General features: G+C 71.1%; 15 protein-coding genes. 9 read left to right on the top strand and 6 right to left on the bottom strand.

The window, feature by feature from the left end; genetic code table 11:
* Window positions 1-20 precede the first annotated feature (20 nt).
* Entirely contained in the window at window positions 21-1,223 is a 1,203-nt protein-coding gene (locus tag FB563_RS17010; RefSeq protein ID WP_055704702.1) for a cytochrome P450, read from the bottom strand.
* A gap of 241 nt (window positions 1,224-1,464) precedes the next feature.
* Here FB563_RS17010 and FB563_RS17005 point away from each other — a divergent pair, with 241 nt between their 5' ends.
* The gene (locus FB563_RS17005; RefSeq protein ID WP_055704703.1) at window positions 1,465-1,839 is read left to right on the top strand and encodes a nuclear transport factor 2 family protein; all 375 of its coding nucleotides are present in this window, start codon (window positions 1,465-1,467) and stop codon (window positions 1,837-1,839) included.
* Window positions 1,840-1,946: 107 nt separating this feature from the next.
* Here FB563_RS17005 and FB563_RS17000 read toward each other — a convergent pair whose 3' ends face one another.
* The gene (locus FB563_RS17000; RefSeq protein WP_063797030.1) at window positions 1,947-3,404 is read right to left on the bottom strand and encodes an MFS transporter; all 1,458 of its coding nucleotides are present in this window, start codon (window positions 3,402-3,404) and stop codon (window positions 1,947-1,949) included.
* Between the two features lie 244 nt (window positions 3,405-3,648).
* On the opposite strand from FB563_RS17000, the gene FB563_RS16995 reads away from it, so the two are divergent.
* From FB563_RS16995 to FB563_RS16970, 6 genes are all read left to right on the top strand, one after another.
* Window positions 3,649-4,038: an acyl carrier protein gene (locus FB563_RS16995; RefSeq protein ID WP_079048590.1), complete on the top strand. Its 390-nt coding sequence runs from the start codon at window positions 3,649-3,651 to the stop codon at window positions 4,036-4,038.
* Window positions 4,039-4,078: 40 nt separating this feature from the next.
* Entirely contained in the window at window positions 4,079-9,478 is a 5,400-nt protein-coding gene (locus FB563_RS16990; protein ID WP_079048591.1) for a type I polyketide synthase, read from the top strand.
* A 52-nt stretch (window positions 9,479-9,530) separates the two neighbouring features.
* Window positions 9,531-11,177 (top strand): long-chain-fatty-acid--CoA ligase, encoded by a 1,647-nt coding sequence (locus FB563_RS16985; protein ID WP_079048592.1) that lies wholly within the window; start codon window positions 9,531-9,533, stop codon window positions 11,175-11,177.
* A gap of 57 nt (window positions 11,178-11,234) precedes the next feature.
* Complete coding sequence (locus FB563_RS16980; RefSeq protein ID WP_055704704.1) at window positions 11,235-12,263, top strand: LLM class flavin-dependent oxidoreductase; 1,029 nt, start codon at window positions 11,235-11,237, stop codon at window positions 12,261-12,263.
* A gap of 11 nt (window positions 12,264-12,274) precedes the next feature.
* Window positions 12,275-13,054, top strand: a complete 780-nt coding sequence (locus tag FB563_RS16975) for a thioesterase II family protein (RefSeq protein ID WP_055704705.1) — start codon at window positions 12,275-12,277, stop codon at window positions 13,052-13,054.
* Window positions 13,055-13,141: 87 nt separating this feature from the next.
* Window positions 13,142-13,945, top strand: a complete 804-nt coding sequence (locus FB563_RS16970; protein ID WP_055704706.1) for a helix-turn-helix domain-containing protein — start codon at window positions 13,142-13,144, stop codon at window positions 13,943-13,945.
* A gap of 50 nt (window positions 13,946-13,995) precedes the next feature.
* Here FB563_RS16970 and FB563_RS16965 read toward each other — a convergent pair whose 3' ends face one another.
* Window positions 13,996-14,805 carry an AfsR/SARP family transcriptional regulator gene (locus FB563_RS16965; protein ID WP_055704707.1) on the bottom strand — a complete coding sequence of 270 codons (810 nt, stop codon included), beginning with the start codon at window positions 14,803-14,805 and terminating at the stop codon, window positions 13,996-13,998.
* 71 nt (window positions 14,806-14,876) lie between these two features.
* The gene (locus FB563_RS16960) at window positions 14,877-15,704 is read right to left on the bottom strand and encodes an AfsR/SARP family transcriptional regulator (protein ID WP_055704708.1); all 828 of its coding nucleotides are present in this window, start codon (window positions 15,702-15,704) and stop codon (window positions 14,877-14,879) included.
* A 727-nt stretch (window positions 15,705-16,431) separates the two neighbouring features.
* Here FB563_RS16960 and FB563_RS16955 point away from each other — a divergent pair.
* On the top strand, window positions 16,432-17,991 hold the full coding sequence (locus FB563_RS16955) for a sodium:solute symporter family protein (RefSeq protein ID WP_055704709.1): 1,560 nt from the start codon (window positions 16,432-16,434) through the stop codon (window positions 17,989-17,991).
* Between the two features lie 306 nt (window positions 17,992-18,297).
* Here the strand turns inward: FB563_RS16955 and FB563_RS16950 are convergent, their stop codons facing one another.
* Both FB563_RS16950 and FB563_RS16945 read right to left on the bottom strand, forming a co-directional pair.
* On the bottom strand, window positions 18,298-19,413 hold the full coding sequence (locus FB563_RS16950) for an ADP-ribosylglycohydrolase family protein (RefSeq protein ID WP_055704710.1): 1,116 nt from the start codon (window positions 19,411-19,413) through the stop codon (window positions 18,298-18,300).
* A gap of 95 nt (window positions 19,414-19,508) precedes the next feature.
* Complete coding sequence (locus FB563_RS16945) at window positions 19,509-20,246, bottom strand: TetR/AcrR family transcriptional regulator (protein ID WP_055704711.1); 738 nt, start codon at window positions 20,244-20,246, stop codon at window positions 19,509-19,511.
* Between the two features lie 108 nt (window positions 20,247-20,354).
* On the opposite strand from FB563_RS16945, the gene FB563_RS16940 reads away from it, so the two are divergent.
* Window positions 20,355-21,380 (top strand): alpha/beta fold hydrolase, encoded by a 1,026-nt coding sequence (locus FB563_RS16940; protein WP_055704712.1) that lies wholly within the window; start codon window positions 20,355-20,357, stop codon window positions 21,378-21,380.
* Window positions 21,381-21,383 lie beyond the last annotated feature (3 nt).

Raw genomic sequence — 21,383 nt, 5'->3', positions numbered from 1 at the left:
CGTCGCCGGGGCCCGGGCGGCTACCAGGTGACGGGCAGCTTGTTCAGGCCGTAGACGAGCGAGGTGTCACGGAAGGAGAGCTCCTCCTCGGGGACGGCCAGGCGCAGTCCGGGCAGCCGCTCGAAGAGGGTGGTCAGCGCCAGCTCCAGCTCGGCGGTGGCGAGGGTCGCGCCCAGGCAGTAGTGGGCGCCGTGACCGAAGGTGAGGTGCTGGTGCGCCTCTTGGCGGTGGATGTCGAAGCGGGCGGCGTCGGGGAAGACGTCCTCGTCGTGGTTGGCGGCCGGGATGGCGAGGACCACTCCGTCGCCCTTGGCGATGTGCACCCCGCCCAGTTCCATGTCGGCGGCGGCGACCCGGACGATGTTGTCCTGCGAGATCGCCCAGAAGCGCAGCATCTCCTCGACGGCCCCGCGGATCAGCGACGGATCGGCCTTGATCTCGGCCAGCTGGTCCGGGTTCTGCAGCAGCGACAGGATGCTCAGGCCGAGCTGGTTGGCGCTGGTCTCGTGGCCGGCGACGAGCACCAGCCGGACCATGCCGACCAGGTCCTCGTGGCTGAGGGCTCCGGTGGCGAGGTACTCGCTGCACAGGCGGCCGATCAGGTCGTCGCCGCCGCCCTCGGCGGCCTTGCGCCTGGCCAGCCGGTCGAGGTACTCGGACATGCCGATCTGCGCGGCGATCGCCTGCTCGGGGGTGACGTCCTGGGACAGGCCGATGGTCGTCTGCTCCTTCAGCAGGCCGATGTCCTCGTCCGGCACGCCGAAGATGCGGGCGATGACGAGGCAGGGCAGCGGGATGGCGAACTCCGTGACCAGGTCGACCGGCCGGGGCAGCCGTTCCATGTCGTCGATGAGCCGGTCGACGATCTCCTGGATCCGCGGGCGCATCTCCTTGACGCTGCGGGCGGTGAACTCCGAGGTGACCATGCGCCGCAGCCGGCCGTGCTCGGGCTCGTCCATGCGGATGAAGGAGAAGAGCCGGGGGATCCTCGGCACGAGCAGCCGGTGCGGCATGTCGGGGTTCGCCTCGTCCATGCTCATGCGCGGATCGCCCATCGCCGCGCGCACGTCGGCGTGCCGGGTCAGGATCCAGGCATGGGTGCCGTCGGGCAGCCGCACCTTGCGGGGCGGCCCGCCGCGCAGCTCGGTGTACGCCGGCGGCGGCGCCATCGGGCAGGTGCGCGGCATCGGAAAGTCGAGTATTTCTTCATCGGTGTCCGACATGAAATTCCCCCGGTCAATGTCGACGGGCGGACCGCTCATTACCGGCCTCGCAGCCATGCTGCCCGGACGGGCTGATCCGGCGCTGATACGCCGCTGACCCGTGCCGCCATGACCGGCTTCCGCCTTCCGGCGTGCGTCATTACCTGGGACGTAATCGACGGGGAATGCGGCGGGCGGGAAGATGGCCACGGAAAAGCAGTGCCGGGCCGGAAATGGCCGGGACGCGTCGCAGGGAGGGCACATGGCTGACATCGACAAACTCATGGAACGCTATTCGGCGGTCTGGAACGAGCGGGACGCCGGGCAGCGGCACGACCTGGCGGTCGAGCTGTGGGCCGAGGACGGGGTGTACGTCACCGGTGCGAACGAGCACCGCGGGATCGCGGCCATCGAGGCGGCCGTCACCGCGGCGTACGACGACTTCCTCAGCAAGGGCTTCGGCTTCCACCTCGCCAGTGAGGTCGCCGCGCACCACCAGGGCGTGAAGTTCACCTGGCACATGACCGCGGACGGCAGCGACGAGCCGGTGTCCATCGGCCACGAGTTCCTGCTGCTCGGCGAGGACGGCAGGATCACCCACGACTACCAGTTCATGGAGCTGATGCCCGGTTCCTGACCGCGGTCAGCGGCACCGTAGCGGCACACGGAAGGCGGCCGGCACCCGATCGGGTGCCGGCCGCCTCTGGTTCCCCTCATGGATCCCACGGGGAGGGTGAGGGTCGGTCAGCCGTCCGTCCTGGCACGGTTGCCGGGCAGGAACTGCACCAGGACGACGACGGCCGCGCTGAACAGGGTGAGATAGACCAGCGCCGAGTTGAACGCGGTGGCGAACACGCCCAGCCCCTCGGCCGGTGAGGCGTGGTCGAGCTTGCCGTAGAAGATGATGCCGATGACGGCGACACCGAGCGCGTTGCCCACCTGCAGCGCGGTGGACAGGGCGCCGGAGCCCGCGCCCGCGTGCTGCGGCGAGACCCGGGACAGCACCACCGACACCAGCGGCGCCATGACCAGGCCGGACCCGACGCCGTACACCAGCAGGGCGGGTGCCAGTTCCGCGAGTTCGCCGGTGACGCCCACGTGCGAGACCAGCAGGTGCAGCGCCAGCAGGCCGGCGATCTGGATCGCGGCACCGATGGCCAGCACCTGGCGGCCGAGCCTGGCGGCCAGCTTCGAGGCGTAGATCGAGCTGACCAGGAAGCCCAGTCCGATCGGCAGCGCCAGCAGGCCCGCCTCCAGGGCGTCGAGGCCGCAGCCCTGCTGCAGATAGATGGCCAGGATCAGGAAGAAGGACGCCGAGGAGGAGAAGTAGACCAGCTCGGTGAGGATGCCGACGGTGAAGGACCGCTCCCGGAACAGGCTGAGGCTGATCAGCGGTGAGCCGCCCCGCCGTTGCACCTGGTGCTGGTAGAGCGCGAACACCGCGAGCAGCGGCGCCGCCACGGCGAGCAGGATCCACGACCACAGCGGCCAGTGCTGCTCGCGGCCCTCCACCAGGGGCAGGACCACGGCGGTCAGCGCCATCGCGAGCAGCACCGAACCGGCCAGATCCAGCCGGGTCCTTCCCGGCGACTTCGACTCCGCCACCAGCCGGGGCAGCGCGACCATCGCCACGATGCCGAAGGGCAGGTTGATCAGGAAGCAGGACCGCCAGTCGAGTCCGAAGATGTCGGCCTGGATGAGCACGCCTCCGACCAGCTGGCCGAGGACCCCTCCGAGCCCCACCGCGAGCCCGTAGAAGGCGAACGCCTTCGCCCGTGCCGCGCCGGTGAACAGGATGTTGACCAGGGCCAGGGCCTGCGGGGACATCATCGCCGCGGCGAGACCCTGCAGGATGCGGCCGACCACCAGGCTGCCCGAGTCGGGCGCGACGCCGCACAGCAGCGAGGCCGCCGTGAACAGCACGAGCCCGATCATGTACATCCGCCGCCGGCCGGCGATGTCGCCGAGGCGGCCGCCGGTGATCAGCATCGCCGCGTAGGCGAGGCCGTAGCCCGCCACCAGGAACTGGATCGCCGCCGAGCTCGCGTGCAGGTCCTTCGTGATCGAGGGCACCGCCACGTTCACGATGAAGAAGTCCAACGAGACCATGAAGACCGGCAGCACGACCACCAGCAGCGTGGCCGAGCCCGGTCCCGTTCGGTCAGCGTCCGCCGATTGTGCCGTGGTGGCTTCGGTGGCCATTTTCCCCCTCCTCGGTAATCCCGTCCGGTGGTTGCGCGATGACCGGTTGGATATTCACCCCAGGAAGGTCCCACCGCCCGGCTCGGGGGGTCAATTACGTCACGGGTAATGCCGGCCGGATCGGCGCCGGCACGGCCCGTGTATCAGGCGGGCGTCAGGATCCGGTCAGCCCCGCTTGCTTGAATCTGCCCGTACTGAATACCTCCGGCATTGCGTCTTTGACGTACGAGCGAAACGGGGTGCGATGACTGAGAGCACGTCGATCACCGGACGGTTGCGGGCGTTGCCGCTCTCCGAACGCCGGGAAGCGCTGGAGGCCGTCGTCGTGGGCGAGTTCAAGGCCGCCCTGCTCATGACGGACGCCGACGAACTGCCGCTGCGGGAGAACTTCTTCGACATCGGGGTCACCTCGCTGCGGCTCACCGAGATCAGGCAGCGTCTGGAGCGGCTGCTGGAGTGCGTGATCAGCGCGAATCTGCTGTTCAACAGCCCCACCGTCGAGAAGCTGATGAACCACCTCGTGACGGAGGCCCTCGCGGACGTCTTCGAGGGCCCGGCCGGCGGCCCCGCCGCCGAGGCCGCCCCCGAGGAGGAGCTGTGGACCGATCTGCTCGACGAGCTGTACCGGCCGTGACCGAAGGACTCCCGCCCCGGGAGCGAAAGGAAGCAGCGTGATGACAGCGAGCCCCGGCCCCGAGGGCGCCCGGCCGAGCGAGACGGGCGACGACCGGCTCAGTTCGGCTCTGCAGACCATCGAGCGGCAGCGCGGCACGATCCGTGAGCTGCTGCTGGAGAAGCACGAACCGATCGCCGTCGTCGGCATCGGCCTCAGGTTCCCCGGGGGCAACACCGACCTGGACGGGTTCGCGGACTTCCTGCGCGAGGGGCGGTCCGGCACCGGGCCCGTCCCCGAGGACCGCTGGGACGTGCCGGCGTTCGCCGCCGACGAGGAGACCGAACGCGGCAGGATACGCACGGCCGGCGGTGGGTTCCTGGACCAGATCGACCGGTTCGACGCCCAGTTCTTCAACATCTCCCCGAAGGAGGCCCAGTACGTCGACCCGCAGCAGCGGCTGCTGCTGGAGACGGCGTGGGAGGCCCTGGAGAACGCCAACATCAACCCCACCTCGCTGCGCGGCGGCAACGGCGGGGTGTACGTCGGCGCCAGCTCCGTCGACTACGCGCTGGAGATGACCGACCTCCCCTACGAGGACCTCGACGGCCATCTCGCCTCCGGCACCACCGCCTTCCCGCTGTCCGGCCGGCTGTCGTACTTCCTCGGTCTGCACGGCCCGTGCCTGAGCGTGGACACGGCCTGCGCGTCGGCCCTGACCGCGCTGCACCTCGCGGTCGAGGGCCTGCGGCGCGGTGAGTGCGAGATCGCGCTGTGCGGCGGGGTCAACGCCATCCACCACCCGCGCGTCTTCGTGACGTTCAGCCACGCGAACATGCTCGCCCCGGACGGCCGGTGCAAGACCTTCGACGAGGCGGCCGACGGCTATGTGCGCGCCGAGGGCTGCGGTGTCCTCGTCCTCAAGCGCCTGTCCGCCGCCAAGCGCGACGGTGACACCGTGCTCGCCCTGGTCCGCGGCTCGGCGGTCGGCCAGGACGGCGACAGCGCCGGACTGACCGTGCCCAACGGCATCGCCCAGGAGGCGGTGATCCGCTCCGCGCTGGCCAACGCCCGGCTGAAGCCGGCCGACATCCAGTACGTGGAGGCCCACGGCACCGGCACCCCGCTCGGTGACCCCATCGAGATGGGCGCCATCAACGACGTGTTCGCCGGCTCCCACTCCAAGGACGAGCCGCTGATGGTCGGCTCGGTGAAGACCAACCTGGGCCACATGGAACCGGCGTCCGGGATCGTCGGTGTGATCAAGACCGTGCTGCAGATGCGCGAAGGCGTCGTCTACCCGCACCTCAACCTCGACACCCCCTCGGCACGCATCCCGTGGGACGTGTACCCGGTCACCGTGCCCACCGAGGTGCGGCCCTGGACGGCCACGACCCGCCGCGCGGTCGTCAACAGCTTCGGCTTCGCGGGCACCATCGCGGCGACCGTCCTGGAGGAGGCGCCGCCGCTGCTGCGCGAGCCCGCCCCGGCCGGCGCGGACGCCGCCGCCGGGAGCACCGCGCAGGAGCGGCCGGAGGCGCACGTCTTCACCGTCTCGGCACGCACCAAGAAGTCCCTGCGCCGCCAGGTCGAGCGCTACCGCGCCTACCTCGACGCACACCCCGGCATCCCGCTGCGCGACCTGTGCCACACCGGCAACGTCGGACGCGCGCACTTCCCGGTGCGGATGTCGGCCGTGGTCGCCGACCACGGCCAACTCCGTGACCAGCTGGACAAGTTCCTCGCGCAGGACCGCGGCGGGGCCCGCGGACGTTCCCGCCGCAACCGCAAGGTGTCCTTCCTCTTCAGCGGGCAGGGAGCGCAGTACCCCGGCATGGGCGCGCCCCTGTACGACCGGTTCCCCGTGTTCCGCGAGCACATCGACACCTGCGACCGGCTGTTCCAGCCGCTGCTCGGCCGCTCCGTCAGGGCGATGATCCTGGGCACCGACGAGCACGCCGAGGACATCCACCGCACCCTGTACACCCAGCCCGCCCTGTTCACCCTCGAATACGCGCTGGCCAAGCTGTGGATGTCCTGGGGGGTACGGCCGGGCTCGCTGATCGGCCACAGCATCGGCGAGGTGACCGCCGCGACCGTCGCGGAGGTGTTCACCCTCGAAGACGCCGTCGAACTCGTCGCCGTCCGCGCCCGGTTGATGCAGTCGGTGACCGCACCCGGCGGCATGGCGGCCGTCACCGCGCCGGCCCCGGTGGTCGAGCCGCTGCTGGAGAGCTACCCGGACCTGGCGATCGGCGCCGTCAACTCGCCCAAGCAGTGCGTCGTCTCCGGCGGGGTGAAGTCCCTGGCCGAGCTGACGGAGCTGCTGCGGGCGCGCGGGATCGACGTCAAGCAGCTGACGGTCTCGCACGCCTTCCACTCGCCGCTGATGCACGAGGTGACCGAGAAGTTCCACGAGGCGATCTCCCGCATCCGCTTCCGGGAGCCGCGGATCACGCTGATCTCCAACGTCACCGGGGTGCCGGCCAAGCCGGGCGTGGTGTCGAACGCCGAGTACTGGACGCGGCACATCAGCGAACCGGTGCTGTTCGAGTCCGGCATGGCCGCTCTGGAGCACCGCGGCGAGCACGTGTTCCTGGAGATCGGCCCGTCCTCCGCCCTCACCTCGCTGGCCAAGCAGAGCGTGGCCGTGCAGAACCACAGCTGGCTGCGCAGCCTCTCCGCCTCCGACCGCGGCAGCACCACGATCCTGCGCGCCGTGGCCCAGATGTACGCCGAGGGCCTGCCGCTGTCGTGGACCGCGTTCCACCAGGGACAGCAGGCCCGGAAGGTGGCGCTGCCGCACTACGTCTTCGACCGCAGGCGCTACTGGATGCCCAACGACCGCAACCGGCACCGCGGGGCCCGCGCGGTGGGCGGCTTCCAGCACCCGCTGCTGGGTCAGGAGGTGACCACGGCCGGGCAACGCGGCGCAGGCGTCCGGGAGTTCGCACTGCAGCTGACCACTGAGTCCCCCGCGTACCTGGCCGACCACGTCGTCGGCGGCAGGATCACCGTGCCGGTCGCGGCCCACGTGGAGTCCTTCCTGGCACTGCAGGACGTCCTCTTCGGCGAGGCCCGGCGCCCGCTGAACCGGCTGTCCTTCGAGGAGCCGCTGCTGCTCACGGAGGAGGGGACGGCCGAGGTGCGCGTCCGGGCCGCCGTGTCGCCGGACGGCGGTGCGGCCCTGGAGCTGGTCAGCCTCGGCGAGGACGGCGAGGTCCGCCATGCCACCGCCACCGTGGCGCCGCCGGCCGGCCGGGACGGGGCCGAGGCGCTGGACGCCGTCGCGGCGGAGCTGACCGCCCTGGAGCAGGCGGCGGGCGCCCCGACGGAGGAGCGCCCCGCCGACGAGCTCTACAGCGGGCTGTCCGCGACGGGCACCGAGCACGGTCCGGCGTTCCGCACACTGGCGCGCGCCGCCCGGTACGGCACCGGGTTCGTCACCGGCGAGATCGAGGGACTGCCCACAGGCGCCCCGGAGTTCCTGCCGCCCCCGGCCCTGGAGAGCGCGGTACGGCTGCTGCCCGCGCTGACCGAGGAGGGCCCCGGCCTGCTGGTGACCGGCATGGACACCTTCCGGTTCCTCAAGAAGCCCCGGTCGGGGCGGCTGCGGGTGCTGCTGCGCCCGGTCTGGGACGCCGATGGCGGTCCGACCGCCGATCTGCTCGCCCTGGAGGACGGGACGCCGGTGTTCGAGGCGCTCGGCGTACGGTTCGCCCCGTCCGCCGACCCGGCCCTGGCACGCCGGCACTGGTTCCACCAGCTGCGGTGGGTGGAACAGCCCGCGACAGCGGCCGTGGCGGAGACCGCGCAGGAGCGGCACGTGCTGGTCCTGCACAAGGACCCGGGCGCCTTCCCCGCCGGACCCGACCTGCCGGCCGACATCCATCTGACCTTCGCCGACAGCGTCGAGCACGCCGTGGAACTCATGCGTGACTGGCGCCCGACCGACCTGTGCTGGTTCTGGCGCCCGGGCCCGGCGGCCGACGCCACCACGGCGGCGGCGCTGCGCGAGGAGAGCGAGACCAACTACCGGGACCTGCTCGCCCTCGTCGCCGCGCTGGAGGAGACGGGCTTCGGCCGGGACCAGCGGCTCCACCTGGTGACCGAGCGGGGGCAGTGGCTCCCCGCGGACACCGCCGGCACCGGCGAGCACCTGGCGGCGGCCTCCCTGTGGGGCTTTGGTCACGTGCTGCTCAACGAGTCGCCCACGCTCCGCGCCACCATGGTCGACCTGCCCGGCGACGGCACCGGCCCGGCCCGCCTGCTGGACGAACTGCGCGGCACCGACCCGAACGAGTTCCAGGTGGCGTACCGGGGCGACACCCGGTACGTCCGGCGGCTGGCCCCCACCGAGGTGCCCGCGACGGAGCCGGCCGCCACCGTCCGGCCCGACCGCACCTATCTGATCACCGGCGGTCTCGGCGCGATCGGCCTGGTCACCGCGCGCAAGCTGATCGAGCTCGGGGCCCGGCACCTGACCCTGGTGAGCAGGCGGGGCGCCCCGGCCGCCGATGTCGCCCATCTCCGGGCGGAGCTGGACGGCCTCGCCGAGGTGACCGACGTCAAGGCCGACATCTGCGACCCGCAGGACATGGCCCGGCTCGCCCGTGAGCTGCTGGCCTCCCCGCACCCGCTCGGCGGCATCTTCCACTCCGCGGGCGTGCTGGCCGACGGCGCGGTCTCCGCCCAGACCTGGGAGACCTTCGACACGGTGTTCCAGCCGAAGGTGTACGGCACCTGGCTGCTGCACGAGACCGCGAAACTCTTCCCCGAGCTGGACTTCTTCGTCTGCTACTCGTCCGCCGCGGCGGTGCTCGGCGGCGCCACCCAGTCGAACTACGCCGCCGCCAACTCCTTCATGGACCACCTGATGCACTGGCGCGCGGCGCACGGCCTGCCGGCGCTGAGCGTCAACTGGGGGCCGTGGGCGACGGTGGGCATGTCGGCCCGGCTCGGCGAGCAGATCGTCAACGCCTGGCTGGACCAGGGCATCCGCTTCTTCTCCCCGGCCAAGGGCATGCGGGCGCTGGCCTCGCTGCTGGGCCGCCCGGTGGTCCAGATCGGTGCCGGTGAGTGCGACTGGGACCGCTTCGTGCCGTCCAAGCCCATCCCGAACGCCCTGTACGAGTACCTGTACGTGCCCCGCGAAGGGGCGGTGCGCACCCTCGACATCGACGCTCTGCGCTCCCGGCCGCGCGAGGAACGGCTCACCGTGATCGACGAGTTCGTCCGGGACAGGGTCGCCGCCGTGCTGTACATCGAGGACGCGGACTCCGTCGACTCCGATGTGGAGTTCACCCAGCTCGGCCTGGACTCGCTGGTCGCCATGGAACTGCGCAACGCCCTGGAGGCCGCCTTCCGGACACCGCTGCCGGCCTCGGTCGTCTTCGACCACCCCAGCGCCGAGCAGCTCGCCGACTTCCTCGACACCCGGCTCGTCCCGTCCCCGGCATGACCGTCCGCACCGCGGGCCGCGCGGCGGCCCGCCCCGAGACCGGAGTGAACCCATGAACGACCTGCCGACCGGGCCCGCGGGTGCCCCCGCGCGAGGCGCCGGTGCCCCGGCCGCGCCCGGCGACCCGAAGACCCTCCACGCGGCCGCGGCCCGGCACGCGGCGGCCCGGCCCGAGCGGACCGCCGTCATCCACGAGGACCGGCGCACCACCTTCGGCGAGCTGCACCAGGGCAGCAACCGGACGGCCCACGCGCTGCTGCGCGCCGGGCTGTCCCGGGGCGACCGGGTCGCCTACTTCGGCAAGGACAGCGCCCTGTACTTCGAGATCGCGATCGCCTGCGCCAAGAGCGGCACCGTGCTGGTGCCGGTCAACTGGCGGCTGTCCGCGGTGGAGGTCGAGCACATCCTGCGCGACTCCGGCGCCCGGCTGGTCCTCGTCGAGGAGGAGTTCCTGCCGGTGGCCCGGCGGGTCGCCCGGTCCCTGCCCGGGCCGACCGCCCTCGTCCGCCTGGAGGGCGAGCCGGGCACGGCCGGTGAGAGGGACGCGGACGGCACCCAGGGCTTCACCGCCTGGCGGGCCGGGGCCGCGCGAAGCGACCTCGATCCGGGTACGGGCACCGACGACCCGGTCCTGCAGGTGTACACCAGCGGCACCACCGGCCTGCCGAAGGGCGTCGTCCTGGCCCACCGCAGCTTCTACTCGTTCGTCGAGGCCATGGACCGCGAGGGCGCCGACTGGTTCGACTGGCTGCCCGACGACGTCAGCCTGGTCTCCTTCCCCGGTTCCTACGTCGCCGGCATGGCCTGGTTCATGCACAGCTTCATCGCCGGGATCCCCAACGTCGTCATGCGGATGTTCGTCGCCGAGGAGGCGGTGCGCCTGGTCGAGCGGTACGGCGTCACCATCACCTTCGCGGCACCGGCGATGCTGCACCTGATGCTCGGCGAGGCCCGGGGGCTGGACACGCCCTTCCGGTCGCTGCGGAAGGTGGCGTACGGTGCCGCGCCCATGCCCGAGCCGCTGCTCGACGCGTGCATGAAGGTGATGGACTGCCAGTTCGCGCAGGTCTATGCCAGCACCGAGAGCGGCAGCGTGGCCACCATGCTGCCGCCGTCCGACCACTACGCCGGCAGCCCGGTGCTGCGCAGCGCCGGCCGTGCCTGCCCGGGCAGCGAACTGCGGATCTGCGACCGGCAGGGCCGGTCGCTGCCGGCCGGGGAGACCGGTCAGGTGTGGATCAGGACCGGGGCCCGCATGCTCGGGTACTGGGGGCTGCCGGAGGAGACCGAGCGCACCCTCGTCGACGGCTGGCTCCTGATGGGCGATCTGGGCTACCTCGACGAGCGGGGCTATCTCTTCCTGCGCGACCGGATCAACGACACCATCATCTCGGCCGGGCAGAACATCTATCCCGCCGAGGTGGAGAACGCGCTCGACCAGCACCCGGCGGTCTCCGAGAGCTCCGTGGTCGGCGTGCCCGACCCGCAGTGGGGCGAGGCGGTCCGGGCCTGTGTGGTGCTCGCCCCGGGCGCCCGTGCCACTCCGCGGGAGCTGATGCTGCACCTGCGGGGGCGGATCGCCGACTACAAGATCCCTACCAGCTATGTCTTCGTGGACACCCTGCCCCGCAACCCCTCCGGGAAGGTGCTGCGCCGGATCCTGCGCGAGCGGCACGGCGACCGGCAGCCGGCGAACTGACCCGGGCCCTCGAACCCGCCCCGGCCGACCACCCAGACGATCACAAGGGAGCCCTGGATGCCGTCCCACGACCCGTCCGCACCACCGCTGCGCATCGGCGTTCTCCTGCCCACCAGGGAGATGGCCGTGACCGGCGACTACTCCATCGGGCCGCTGCTCGACTTCGCCCGCGAGGCGGAGGACCTGGGCTTCGACTCGCTGTGGGCGGGTGACTCGCTCACCGCCCGGCCGCGCCTCGACCCGCTGGTGGTGCTCGCCGCGGTGAGCGCGGTCACCCGCGGCATCGGGCTCGGCACCGCCGCGCTCACGGCGGCCCTGCGCCACCCGCTGATCGGGGCGAACACGGCGGCAAGCCTGGACCACGCCTCGGGCGGGCGGCTGACGCTGGGGCTCGGGGCGGGTTTCCCGGTCCCGGAGTCGGCGGCCGAGTTCGCCGCCGTCGGCGTGCCCTTCGACAGCCGGGTCGGCCGGCTGGACGAGACCGTACGGCTGTGGCGGCAGGCCTGGCGCGCCGACGGCGGGCCCGCCGCGGCCGAGTTCACCGGGCGCTACTGGCACATCGACGGCCTCGACCGGCTGCCCGGGCCGGCCACCCCCGGCGGCCCGCCGCTGTGGCTGGCGAGCAGCGACACGCCACGGGTCCTGTCACGCGTGGCACGCCACTACGACGGCTGGCTGCCCTTCCTGCCCGACCCCAAGGCGTACCGCGTCGCCCGGGAGCGGATCACCGAACTCGCCGAGCAGCACGGCCGGGCGCCGTACGCCGTCACGCCCGGCCTGTACGCCACGCTGAACGTGCAGGCCGACCGCCGCCGCGCCGAGGCGGCCCTCGACACCTATGTGCAGGGCTACTACGGCCGGCAGCTCGCCGTGATGAACACGGTGCAGGCGTACGGCTGGGGCAGCCCGCGCGAATGCGCCGACTGGCTGGCCGAGTACGTCGCGGCCGGCGCCCGCCATCTCGTGCTCCGCATCGGTTCCCTTGACCCGCGTCCCCACCTCCGGCAGATCGCCGAGGAGGTCCTGCCGGTGCTGCGCGCCTCGCGGCCCGCCGGACCGGTCCATGCCGACCAGCCCCACCAGTGAGGAAACCCGCGATGACCAACCGCATCACGTCCCCCTCGAGTCTGTGGTTCCAGCCCAGCGAGGCCGGCCCGGACGCGGCCCTGCGCCTCTTCCTGTTCCCGCACGCGGGCAGCGGAGCGTCCATCTACAAGGAGTGGCCCGGCCTGCTGCCCGCCGACATCGCCCACCACTGCGTCCAGCTGCCCGGCCGCCAGGACAGGTCCTCGGAGGAGACGTTCACCGAGATGGAGCCGCTGGTGGAGGCGCTCCAGGAGGCGATCACCCAGGAGCTGGACGACCGTCCCTACGCGTTCTTCGGGCACTGCATGGGGGCGCAGCTCGCCTACCGGCTGGCGGTCGCACTGGAGAAGAGCGGCCGGCCCGGCCCCGTGCTCGTCGGGGTCTCGGGGTGGGCCCCCAAGGACTTCAAGACCCCGACCCTGGAGCAGGCGTACATGCCCGTCGAGGAGCTGAAGGGGTGGATCCGCGCGCTCGGTTCGGTCCCGGCCGAGATCATGGACGACCCCAAGGCGCTCGAGATGATCATCCCGGCGATGCGGGCCGACCTGGCCGTGGTGGCGAGCTACCTCGACGACGGCGCCGCGATCGGCTGCCCCGTCGTCAGCTACAGCGGCAACCGGGACCAGCTCATGGAACGCGGCGCGATGGCGTCCTGGGTGGACCGGACCAGCAGCTACCTCGGCAACTCCGAGTTCAACGGCGACCACTTCTACATGAACGACATCGACAACACCATCGGCGTCATCTCCGACCTGGTGCGGCACATCAGGCGCACCGTGGCGGCCTCATGACGGCCGGCCTCGCCGCGCCCGCCGCGCAACTCCCTTGCGGCGACGGCCGTTTGAACCGGCTTTGAGAAACCGTCCCACCCTCCTAGCATGAAGTGCGTGACGACAGTCGAGCAACCGGCCGGAGTCGGGCCGCTCCTCCGTGAGTGGCGGCAGCGCCGCCGCCTGAGCCAGCTCGACCTCGCCCAGCGGGCGGGGATCTCCGCGCGGCACGTCAGCTTCGTGGAGACCGGCCGGGCCCAGCCGAGCCGCCGTATGCTGCTGCAGCTGGCCGATCATCTCGAGATCCCCCAGCGCAATCGCAACACCCTGCTGGTGGCGGCCGGTTACGCACCCGTGTTCCAGGAGTCCGGCTTCGACGCGGCCCGGATGACGGCGGTCCGGGCCATGGTCGACCGGCTCTTCAGCGCTCATGAGCCGTTTCCCGCGCTCGCCCTGGACGCCGACGAGAACATCGTCACGATGAACGGCGGGGCCCGGCTGCTCGCCCGCGAGCTGCCGGACCACCTGCGGGAGCCCCCGGTCAACCTGATGCGGCTGACCCTGCACCCGGAGGGCCTGTCGAAGCTGATGGTGAACTCCGCCCACTTCCGCCAGCACATGCTGGGACGGCTGCACCGCCAGGTCATCCACTCCGGCCGGCCGTCCCTGCGCCGGCTGTACGAGGAGGTGTCCCGCTATCCCGGCATGGACGCGGAGCCGGAGCTCACCGACGAGGTGGTCACCCTGCTGCAGGTGCGCGCGCTCGGTACGGAGCTGCGGCTGTTCAGTACGGTGACCACCTTCGGCGCGTCCACGGACATCACGGTGGCGGAGCTGTCGCTGGAGACCTTCCACCCGGCCGACGAGCACACCGCGGACGTCTTCCGGGAGGCCGCACGGCAGTTGGCATGAGGCGCCGCGAACCCTCCGGTGCCGCTGACGCCCATGCCGCTGCCGACGGCTCAGCTGATCTCCACGAACCCGGACGTGGCGGTGTCCAGGGCGGGATCGTGCTCCAGGATCGCCCGCTCGCACCGGCGCAGCCCCATCGACGGCAGGCATCCGGCGCTCTCCGCCATGCGCTCGCGCACCCGCTGGTAGACGCCGAGCGCCTCGACCTGCCGGCCGCAGCGGTAGAGGGCCACCATCAGCTGGGCGCACAGGCGCTCCTGGGGCAGGTGCATGCCGTCCACCAGTGCGCTGAGCTCGCCGATGATCAGTGCATGGCGGCCCAGGGCGAGTTCGCTGTCGAAGAGGATCTCGTGGGCCCGCAGCCGTGCGTCCTGGTAGCGGGCCGCCTCGGTCTGGCACAGGGGCCCGCCGGTGATCCCGCCGAAGACCGGGCCGCGCCACATGGCCAGGGCCCGGCGCATGCGTGAACTGGTGTCGGCGGGATGGCGGATGCCGGAGAACATCTGCGCGTCCTGCACGGCGCGGATGAACCGCTCGCCGTCCACCTCGTCGTCGCCGAGCAGGAGCTGGTACCCGTTGGGCCCGGACTTGAGCCGTCCCTCGGGGCGGGTGGGGTCGACCCGTTTGAAACACTTGCGGAGCCTGCTGATGTGCGCCTGCAGGGCGTTCTCGGACCGGCCGGGGCGGCTGTCGCCCCACAGCTCCCCCGCGAGCACCGAAGCGGAGACGAAGGAGCGCCGGTTGACCAGCAGGGGAATGAGGAGCGTCGTCTGCGCGGCGCTTTCGATGAGATGGGTTCCGTGGGAGCCCCGCAACTCCATGACGCCCAGCAGATTGAGCATGTGGGTGGCGCCTTCCATCAGTACGTCGCCTCGTTCGCAGTTCGATTCGACCTTGCCTGACATGCGCCCAGCCGCCGGCCGCGCGTCCCTCACGTGCCGATGACGACCTGCCGTCCGGCACCGGCCGCCGCCAGGGCGATCTCGGCGCCGGACGACAGGCTCAGCAGCGGATTGTGCGAGAGGATCGCCTGCTCGAAGGCGCTGGTGGCCGGTGAGGGTTCCAGACCGAGTTCGTCGTTCAGCCGCCGGCGCAGCTGCTGGTAGGCGGCGAGCGCCTCGGACTGCCGGCCGCAGCGGTAGAGAGCCGTCATCAGCTGCTGCCAGAACCGCTCGTGGAAGCGGTCTTTGGCGAGGACGGTCCGCAACTCGCCGACGATCGCCGTGTGGTTGCCGATCCGCAGTTCCGCGTCGAAGAGCGTCTCGAGTGCCAGCAGCCGGGACTCCTCGTACTGGGACACCGCGGCCCTGCAGATCGCGCCGCCCTCCCCCGGTGGCAGCACCGGGCTGCCCCAGGCGTCCAGCATGGCCCGCAACTCACCGATGGCGGACCGCAGATCGCCGTCCAGTCGACCGCGCACATGGTCCAGCCTGCGCTGGAACCACAACGCGTCGACCTCGTCCTCCGAGACCAGCAGCTGGTAGCCGGAGGTGAGGGTGCGCAGCCGGGAGGTGGGCCGGTCCGGCTCCAGCGACGAGAGCCTGCGCCTGATCCGGCTGATGTGCGCCTGCAGGGCGTTCTCCACCCGGTCCGGGTGCTCCTCACCCCACAGCTCGTTGATGAGGGCCTCGCTGGGGACCAGCTCGCCCGACTTGATCAGAAGAGTGCGCAGCAGCCTGCGCTGGAGCGTCCCCCGGATCTGTAACTTCCGGTCCGCTACCGTGATCTCCAGCGGTCCTAGAATCTTGAAATAGAGCACTATCAGAACCCCCGTTGCCTGATACCAGCACTGGCGATAAGTTATGCGTCCGCTGTGCGCCGCGAGGGCCGACAGTGAACGATCTTGAGTGCATGCTCCGGGCAAACACGGAATGTGAGATTCCCCCCTCTGGGAGTGGTCTGCATCCTCGATTCCGCTCTGCGTTCCTCACCTTATAGGCTCAATCCTGACCGCACTATGACGACTCGCTGACATCCGACCGTCATTCTGTTTCAGCCAGCGGCGAGTGACGATCAACGGACGGTCGAGATCGGTCGGGACCAGCAGGAAGGTCGCGCGCCCCGCAAGCCGGCCACTGGCCCGGCAGATCACCACTGCCCAGCCATGACCCATTCTTGCCATCGGCTTTGCGTTGCGGTCCGCAAACGGGACGCGAATGCCGCGCCGACACGGCGGATCTGGAATCCAGAAACGGATCCGGGCCCGCACGCGGACGCGGCATTCACAAAACGGCGGAGTGGATTGGAAAGATTCTCTTTCATTCCATTCTTCGAGCCCCCGCGCTTCAGCTAATAGCTAGCGCACCCCGAGGAGCGATGTAAAGGCCGGCCCGGGGGAAAGGGCTTCCCCTGTCAGCGGGATGTCAGGGACCCAAAGGTGTGTGGTTCATGTACATGAACCATGAACGTCATCACGAACAACTTTGCCTTCTCTTGACCTGATGGTCGCTTGTCGTGTTCACGTGGCGGCACCCACGATCGAGCACATGAACAGTCTCGACTGGGCCGTACTCATCGGCTACTTCGGTGTGATGGTGGCGATCGGCGTCTGGTCGCACAAGCGCGTGGACGACGTCTCCGACTTCTTCACGGCCGGCGGCAAGATGCCCTGGTGGCTGTCCGGCATCTCGCACCACATGTCGGGCTACAGCGCGGTCATGTTCACCGGGTACGCGGGCATCGCCTACACCTACGGCGTCACCTCCTTCGTCACCTGGTCCTTCCCCATCGCGCTCGGCATCGCCATCGGGTCGAAGCTGTTCGCGCCCCGCATCAACCGACTGCGCTCCCGGCTCCATGTGGCCTCCCCGCTGGAGTACCTGAAGAACCGTTACAACCTGCCCACCCAGCAGGCGCTCGCCTGGTCCGGCATGCTGCTGAAGATCGTGGACGTGGGCGCCAAGTGGGCGGCGATCGCCACCCTGTTGTCGGTGTTCACCGGCGTCACCCTGAACCAGGGCATCCTCATCACCGGCGCGATCACGGCCGTGTACTGCACGATCGGCGGCCTGTGGGCGGACGCGCTGACCGAACTCGGGCAGTTCGTCATCCAGTTGCTCGCCGGTGTCTCGATGTTCGTCGCCGTCGTACTGAAGCTGAACGACAGGCACATCGGGTTCCTCGACGCCTGGAACCAGCCCGCGCTGCACGGCCACGGCAAGCCTCTCGTCGGCCCCTACGGCACGGTGTTCCTGCTGGCGTTCCTGTTCATCAAGCTCTTCGAGTACAACGGCGGCATGCTCAACCAGGCGCAGCGGTACATGGCGACCGGCAGCGCGTACGCGGCCGAGCGTTCGGCCCGGCTGTCGTCAATCCTGTGGCTGATCTGGCCGGTGGTGCTGTTCTTCCCGATGTGGATGTCCCCGCTCCTGGTGACCGCCCGGAAGCCGGACGGTTCCGACTCCTACGGTCTGATGACCGAACAGCTGCTTCCGCACGGCCTGTTGGGCCTCGTCGTCGTGGGCTTCTTCTCCCACACGATGGCCATGTGCTCCTCCGACGCCAACGCCATCGCGGCGGTGTTCACCCGTGACGTGGCGCCGGTGCTGTCCGCTCGCGCGCGGGCGTGGGGGCAGCGGTCGGGGCTGATCGCCGCCCGCGTCACGACGGTCGTCTTCCTGGCCCTGTCCATGGCGGTGGCGACGCAGGTCGACTCGCCGACGTTCAAGGACATCATCACGGTCGTCATCAAGTGGGTCGCCGGCCTCATGGGCCCGATCGCGATCCCGATGATGCTGGGCCTGCTCCGCCCGTTCCGCCGCTCCGGCCCGACGGCGGCGCTGACCAGCTGGGCGGCGGGTCTGCTGGCGTTCTGGCTGGTGAACTACCCCATCAGCTGGAACGTCTCCGGCGGGGTGCCGCTCCAGTACCAGGTCTCGGTGCCGCTGGCGGTGTCGCTCGTCCTCTACGTCGTCATCGGCTATGTGAGGCCGGAGGACACTCCCGAGCGCCTGGCGATCATCGAGAAGGTCAACTCCGACGGGGACGCGGTGGCGGCGGTGCCGGTGCCGGCGGGTGCGGGGGACGACGTGGCGGGAGCGCCGTAGGGGCCGCCGCGGCCGCCGGAGCGGCTTCGGAGGCGGCTTCCGGGTGGCCGTCCGTGGTGCCCGGCGGGCCGCCGTCCGGGAGCAGCCCCAGCCGTCCGACTCGGCACGTCCTGGTGGCCATTCTCAGACGCCGGGCGATGGCATCGTCCTTCAGCCCGGCGGCCATGAGCCGCAAAATGTTCATGCGCAGCTCTTCCGCGGTTTCCTGGTATTCGACGTATTCGCCGCGATCCGCATCGAATACCTGGGCCGACTGCCGACTGCCGACTGCCGGCATCCGGCCGGAGCGCCGGGCGGGCGCTCGGCTCAGGCCCGCGGGTACCGGGCCAGCCAGCCCGGCGACGAGCCCGCGGGCCCGTGCAGCGCCGGACCCTGGGTCATCTCCATCGCAAAGTCATCGGCGAGTTCGAGCATCGTCGGCCGCCCCTCCAGCTCGGCCAGCCACCCCGGCGGAAGGGCGGTCTCGCCGTGGAGGGCGCCCAGCAGCCCACCCGTCAACGCGCCGGCCGCCGCCGACGGCCCGCTCTGGTTCACCGCCAGGCACAACCCGTGCCGCACGTCCTCCCCCACCAGCGCGCAGTACACCGACGCCGCCAGCAGCCCGTCCGCCGTACCGTCGCCGGCCAGTTCCTCCACCCGTGTCGGACTCGGGATCCCCTGCCGTACCGCGCCGAGGGCGTGCTGCAGGGCGTCCGAGACGGGCTGGTGGCCCGGCCGGGCCGCGAGCAGGGCGAGGGCCCGCTGCACGGCGCCGTCCAGGCTCTCGCCCCGGGCCAGCGCGTGCACGATCACGGCGTACGCGCCCGCCGACAGGTAGGCGAGGGGGTGCCCGTGGCTCTGGGCGGCGCACTCCACCGCCAGCTGCGCGACGAGCTGCGGCTCCCAGCCGACCAGCAGCCCGAAGGGCGCGGACCGGGCCACCGCCTCCGGCCCCAGTTCGCCGGGGTTCTTGGGTGCCTCCAGCGTGCCCATGGCGTCGTCGCCGAACCCGACGAGCAGCGCCCGGGTCGGATCCCGGCGGGCGTACAGCCACTCCTCCCGCGCGAGCCAGCCGTCGTCCTTGCGGCGCTCGTCGGGCCCCCAGTCCCGCTGGGTGGCGGCCCAGCGCCGATACGCCCGGTGCAGATCGGTCGGCGGGTGCCAGGCGCCGGTGTCCCGGCGCACCTGGGCCCTTATCAGCCCGTCCACGCTGAACAGGGTGAGCTGGGTGTGGTGGGTGACCGAGCCGCGCCGCCCGTGCCCGAAGGCCAGGTCGAGCAGCCCCTCGGGGCCGTAGGCGGCCCGTATCTCCTCCAGGGACAGCGGGTCCGCGGGCCCGCCGAGCGCGTCGCCCACGGCGACCCCGAGCAGGGTGCCGCGCACCCGGCTGCGGTAGTCCTGCTGCTCGGCTCGGCCCCAGACGGCGCCGGATGTCGCACTCATCCAGACCTCCCCACAGCACCGTCCGTCCGTACGACGCTCAGCACTGTAATCGACGGGGAACGGTCCGTTCACGGGGGCAAATCGCCCCCCAGCGGTCATTCCCGCACAGCTACGAGCGCTTCGACCCCGTCGAGGATGCGGTCGAGCCCGAAGTCGAGCGGGTCGGTGCCGGGCGGGTCGAAGGCGCCGTCGGCGATGGCCCGGGTCAGGGCGGGGAAGCGGTCCGCGTGGCGTTCGAGGACCTCTCCGGTGAGGCGGTTCCACTCGCGGTCCTGGTCCGCGTCGAAGTCGGCCGTCTGCTGGGCGAGGCTGCGCACCAGGCCGACGACCAGGACGAAGACCTGGTGCCGCTGGGCCGCCGGCAGGCCGGTGGGCTCCAGGGCCGCGTGCGCCGCGTCCAGCCAGCCGAGCTGGTGGGGGCCCATGACCTGGCGGCGCATCGCGGTGGCGGCGAGCGCCCAGGGGTGGGCCCGGTAGAGATCCAGGCACCGCCGGGCCCACAGCCGTGTCCCGGCCCGCCAGTCGCCCTGCGCCGCGGAGAGGTCGGGGACCTCGGCGAGCATCGACTCGATCATCAGCTCGACCAGTTCCGCCTTGCCGGGCACGTACCGGTAGAGCGCCATCGCCGAGACGCCGAACTCGGCGGCGACCTTGCTCATCGAGACCGCGTCCAGCCCCTGGGCATCGGCCAGTTCGACGGCGGCCGCGGCGATGCGCCGCGGGGACAGCGTCGGCTTGGGCCCGCGGGTGGGCTGTTCCTGCTCGCCCCACAGCAGCGCGAGGGTCGTCCGCGGATCGCGGTCCTGTTCCTGCTCGTTCTTCCGCCCGCCCATGGCTTCCCTCCCGATCGGCCGCGCGAAGCCTGTTGACTCCGCCAGACAACTGTATATACCGTAAACACACAGAACAGCTGATGACGTAAACAGTTTAGGGGGAACACCATGCTGCTGACCTACCGCGCCCTCAAGCGCCGCGCCCTCGCCAGGAAGCTCGCGATCACCACGCCGAACGGCATCGACGAGTCCTCGTACGTCCGCATCGGCGGCATCGACCAGTGGATCTCGGTCCGCGGCGAGGACCGTTCGAACCCGGTCGTCCTGGAGATCCACGGCGGACCCGGCGCCTCCAACCTGGTCTTCACCCCGCGCACCCGCGCCTGGGAGCGGCACTTCACGATCGTCCGCTGGGACATGCGCGGCGCCGGCAGGACGTTCGCGGCGGGCGGCCCTCAGGGCCAGGGCGAGATGACCCTCGACCGCCTGTACGAGGACGCCCTGGAGGTGACGGCCCACGTCCGCACCCGCCTCGGCGTCGACAAGGTCCTGCTGATGGCCAACAGCTTCGGCACGGTCATCGGCCTCCGCCTGGCCCGCAACCACCCCGAGCTGTACTCGGCGTACGTCGGCACCGACCAGAACATCGTCGGCGGCGACCGGGACCACTCCGCCTACGAGGCGCTGCTGGCGCGGCTGGCGCGGTCGGGCAGGAAGAAGCAGCTGGCGCAGATGACGGCCATCGGCCCGGACCGGTCGGCCTGGTCGCCCCCCGAGTGGGCCGAGTACGCCAAGACGGTGGTCACGACCGACCCCCTCACCTACGACACCATGAAGACGGTCGTCATCCGCTCCCTCTGGTTCTCGCCCCTCCACACGCTCCGCGACCTGCGCACCTATCTGAAGGCCCAGACCTTCTCGGAGCAGCTCGGCCCGCAGGCCATGACGATCGACGAGTACGCCGAGGGCACCGCCTTCCGCCTCCCCTTCTTCGTCTTCCAGGGCGAGAGCGACGTCCTCACCCCACCTGGGCCGGCCCGCCGCTTCTACGACGAGGTCACCGCCCCGGTGAAGGACTTCGCCCTCATCGCGGAGGCGAGCCACTTCGCGTCCTTCCGCCACCCCGACCGCTTCCTGGACCTGCTGCTGACGAAGGTGCGGCCCGTGGTGACGGGGGACGCGGCGGTGCGCTGAACC

Origin of the sequence: Streptomyces puniciscabiei (assembly GCF_006715785.1) — a bacterium.
GTDB lineage: Bacteria > Actinomycetota > Actinomycetes > Streptomycetales > Streptomycetaceae > Streptomyces > Streptomyces puniciscabiei.
The sequence above is the reverse complement of the archived record's forward strand: the minus strand, read 5'-3'. Positions and strand labels throughout refer to the sequence as shown.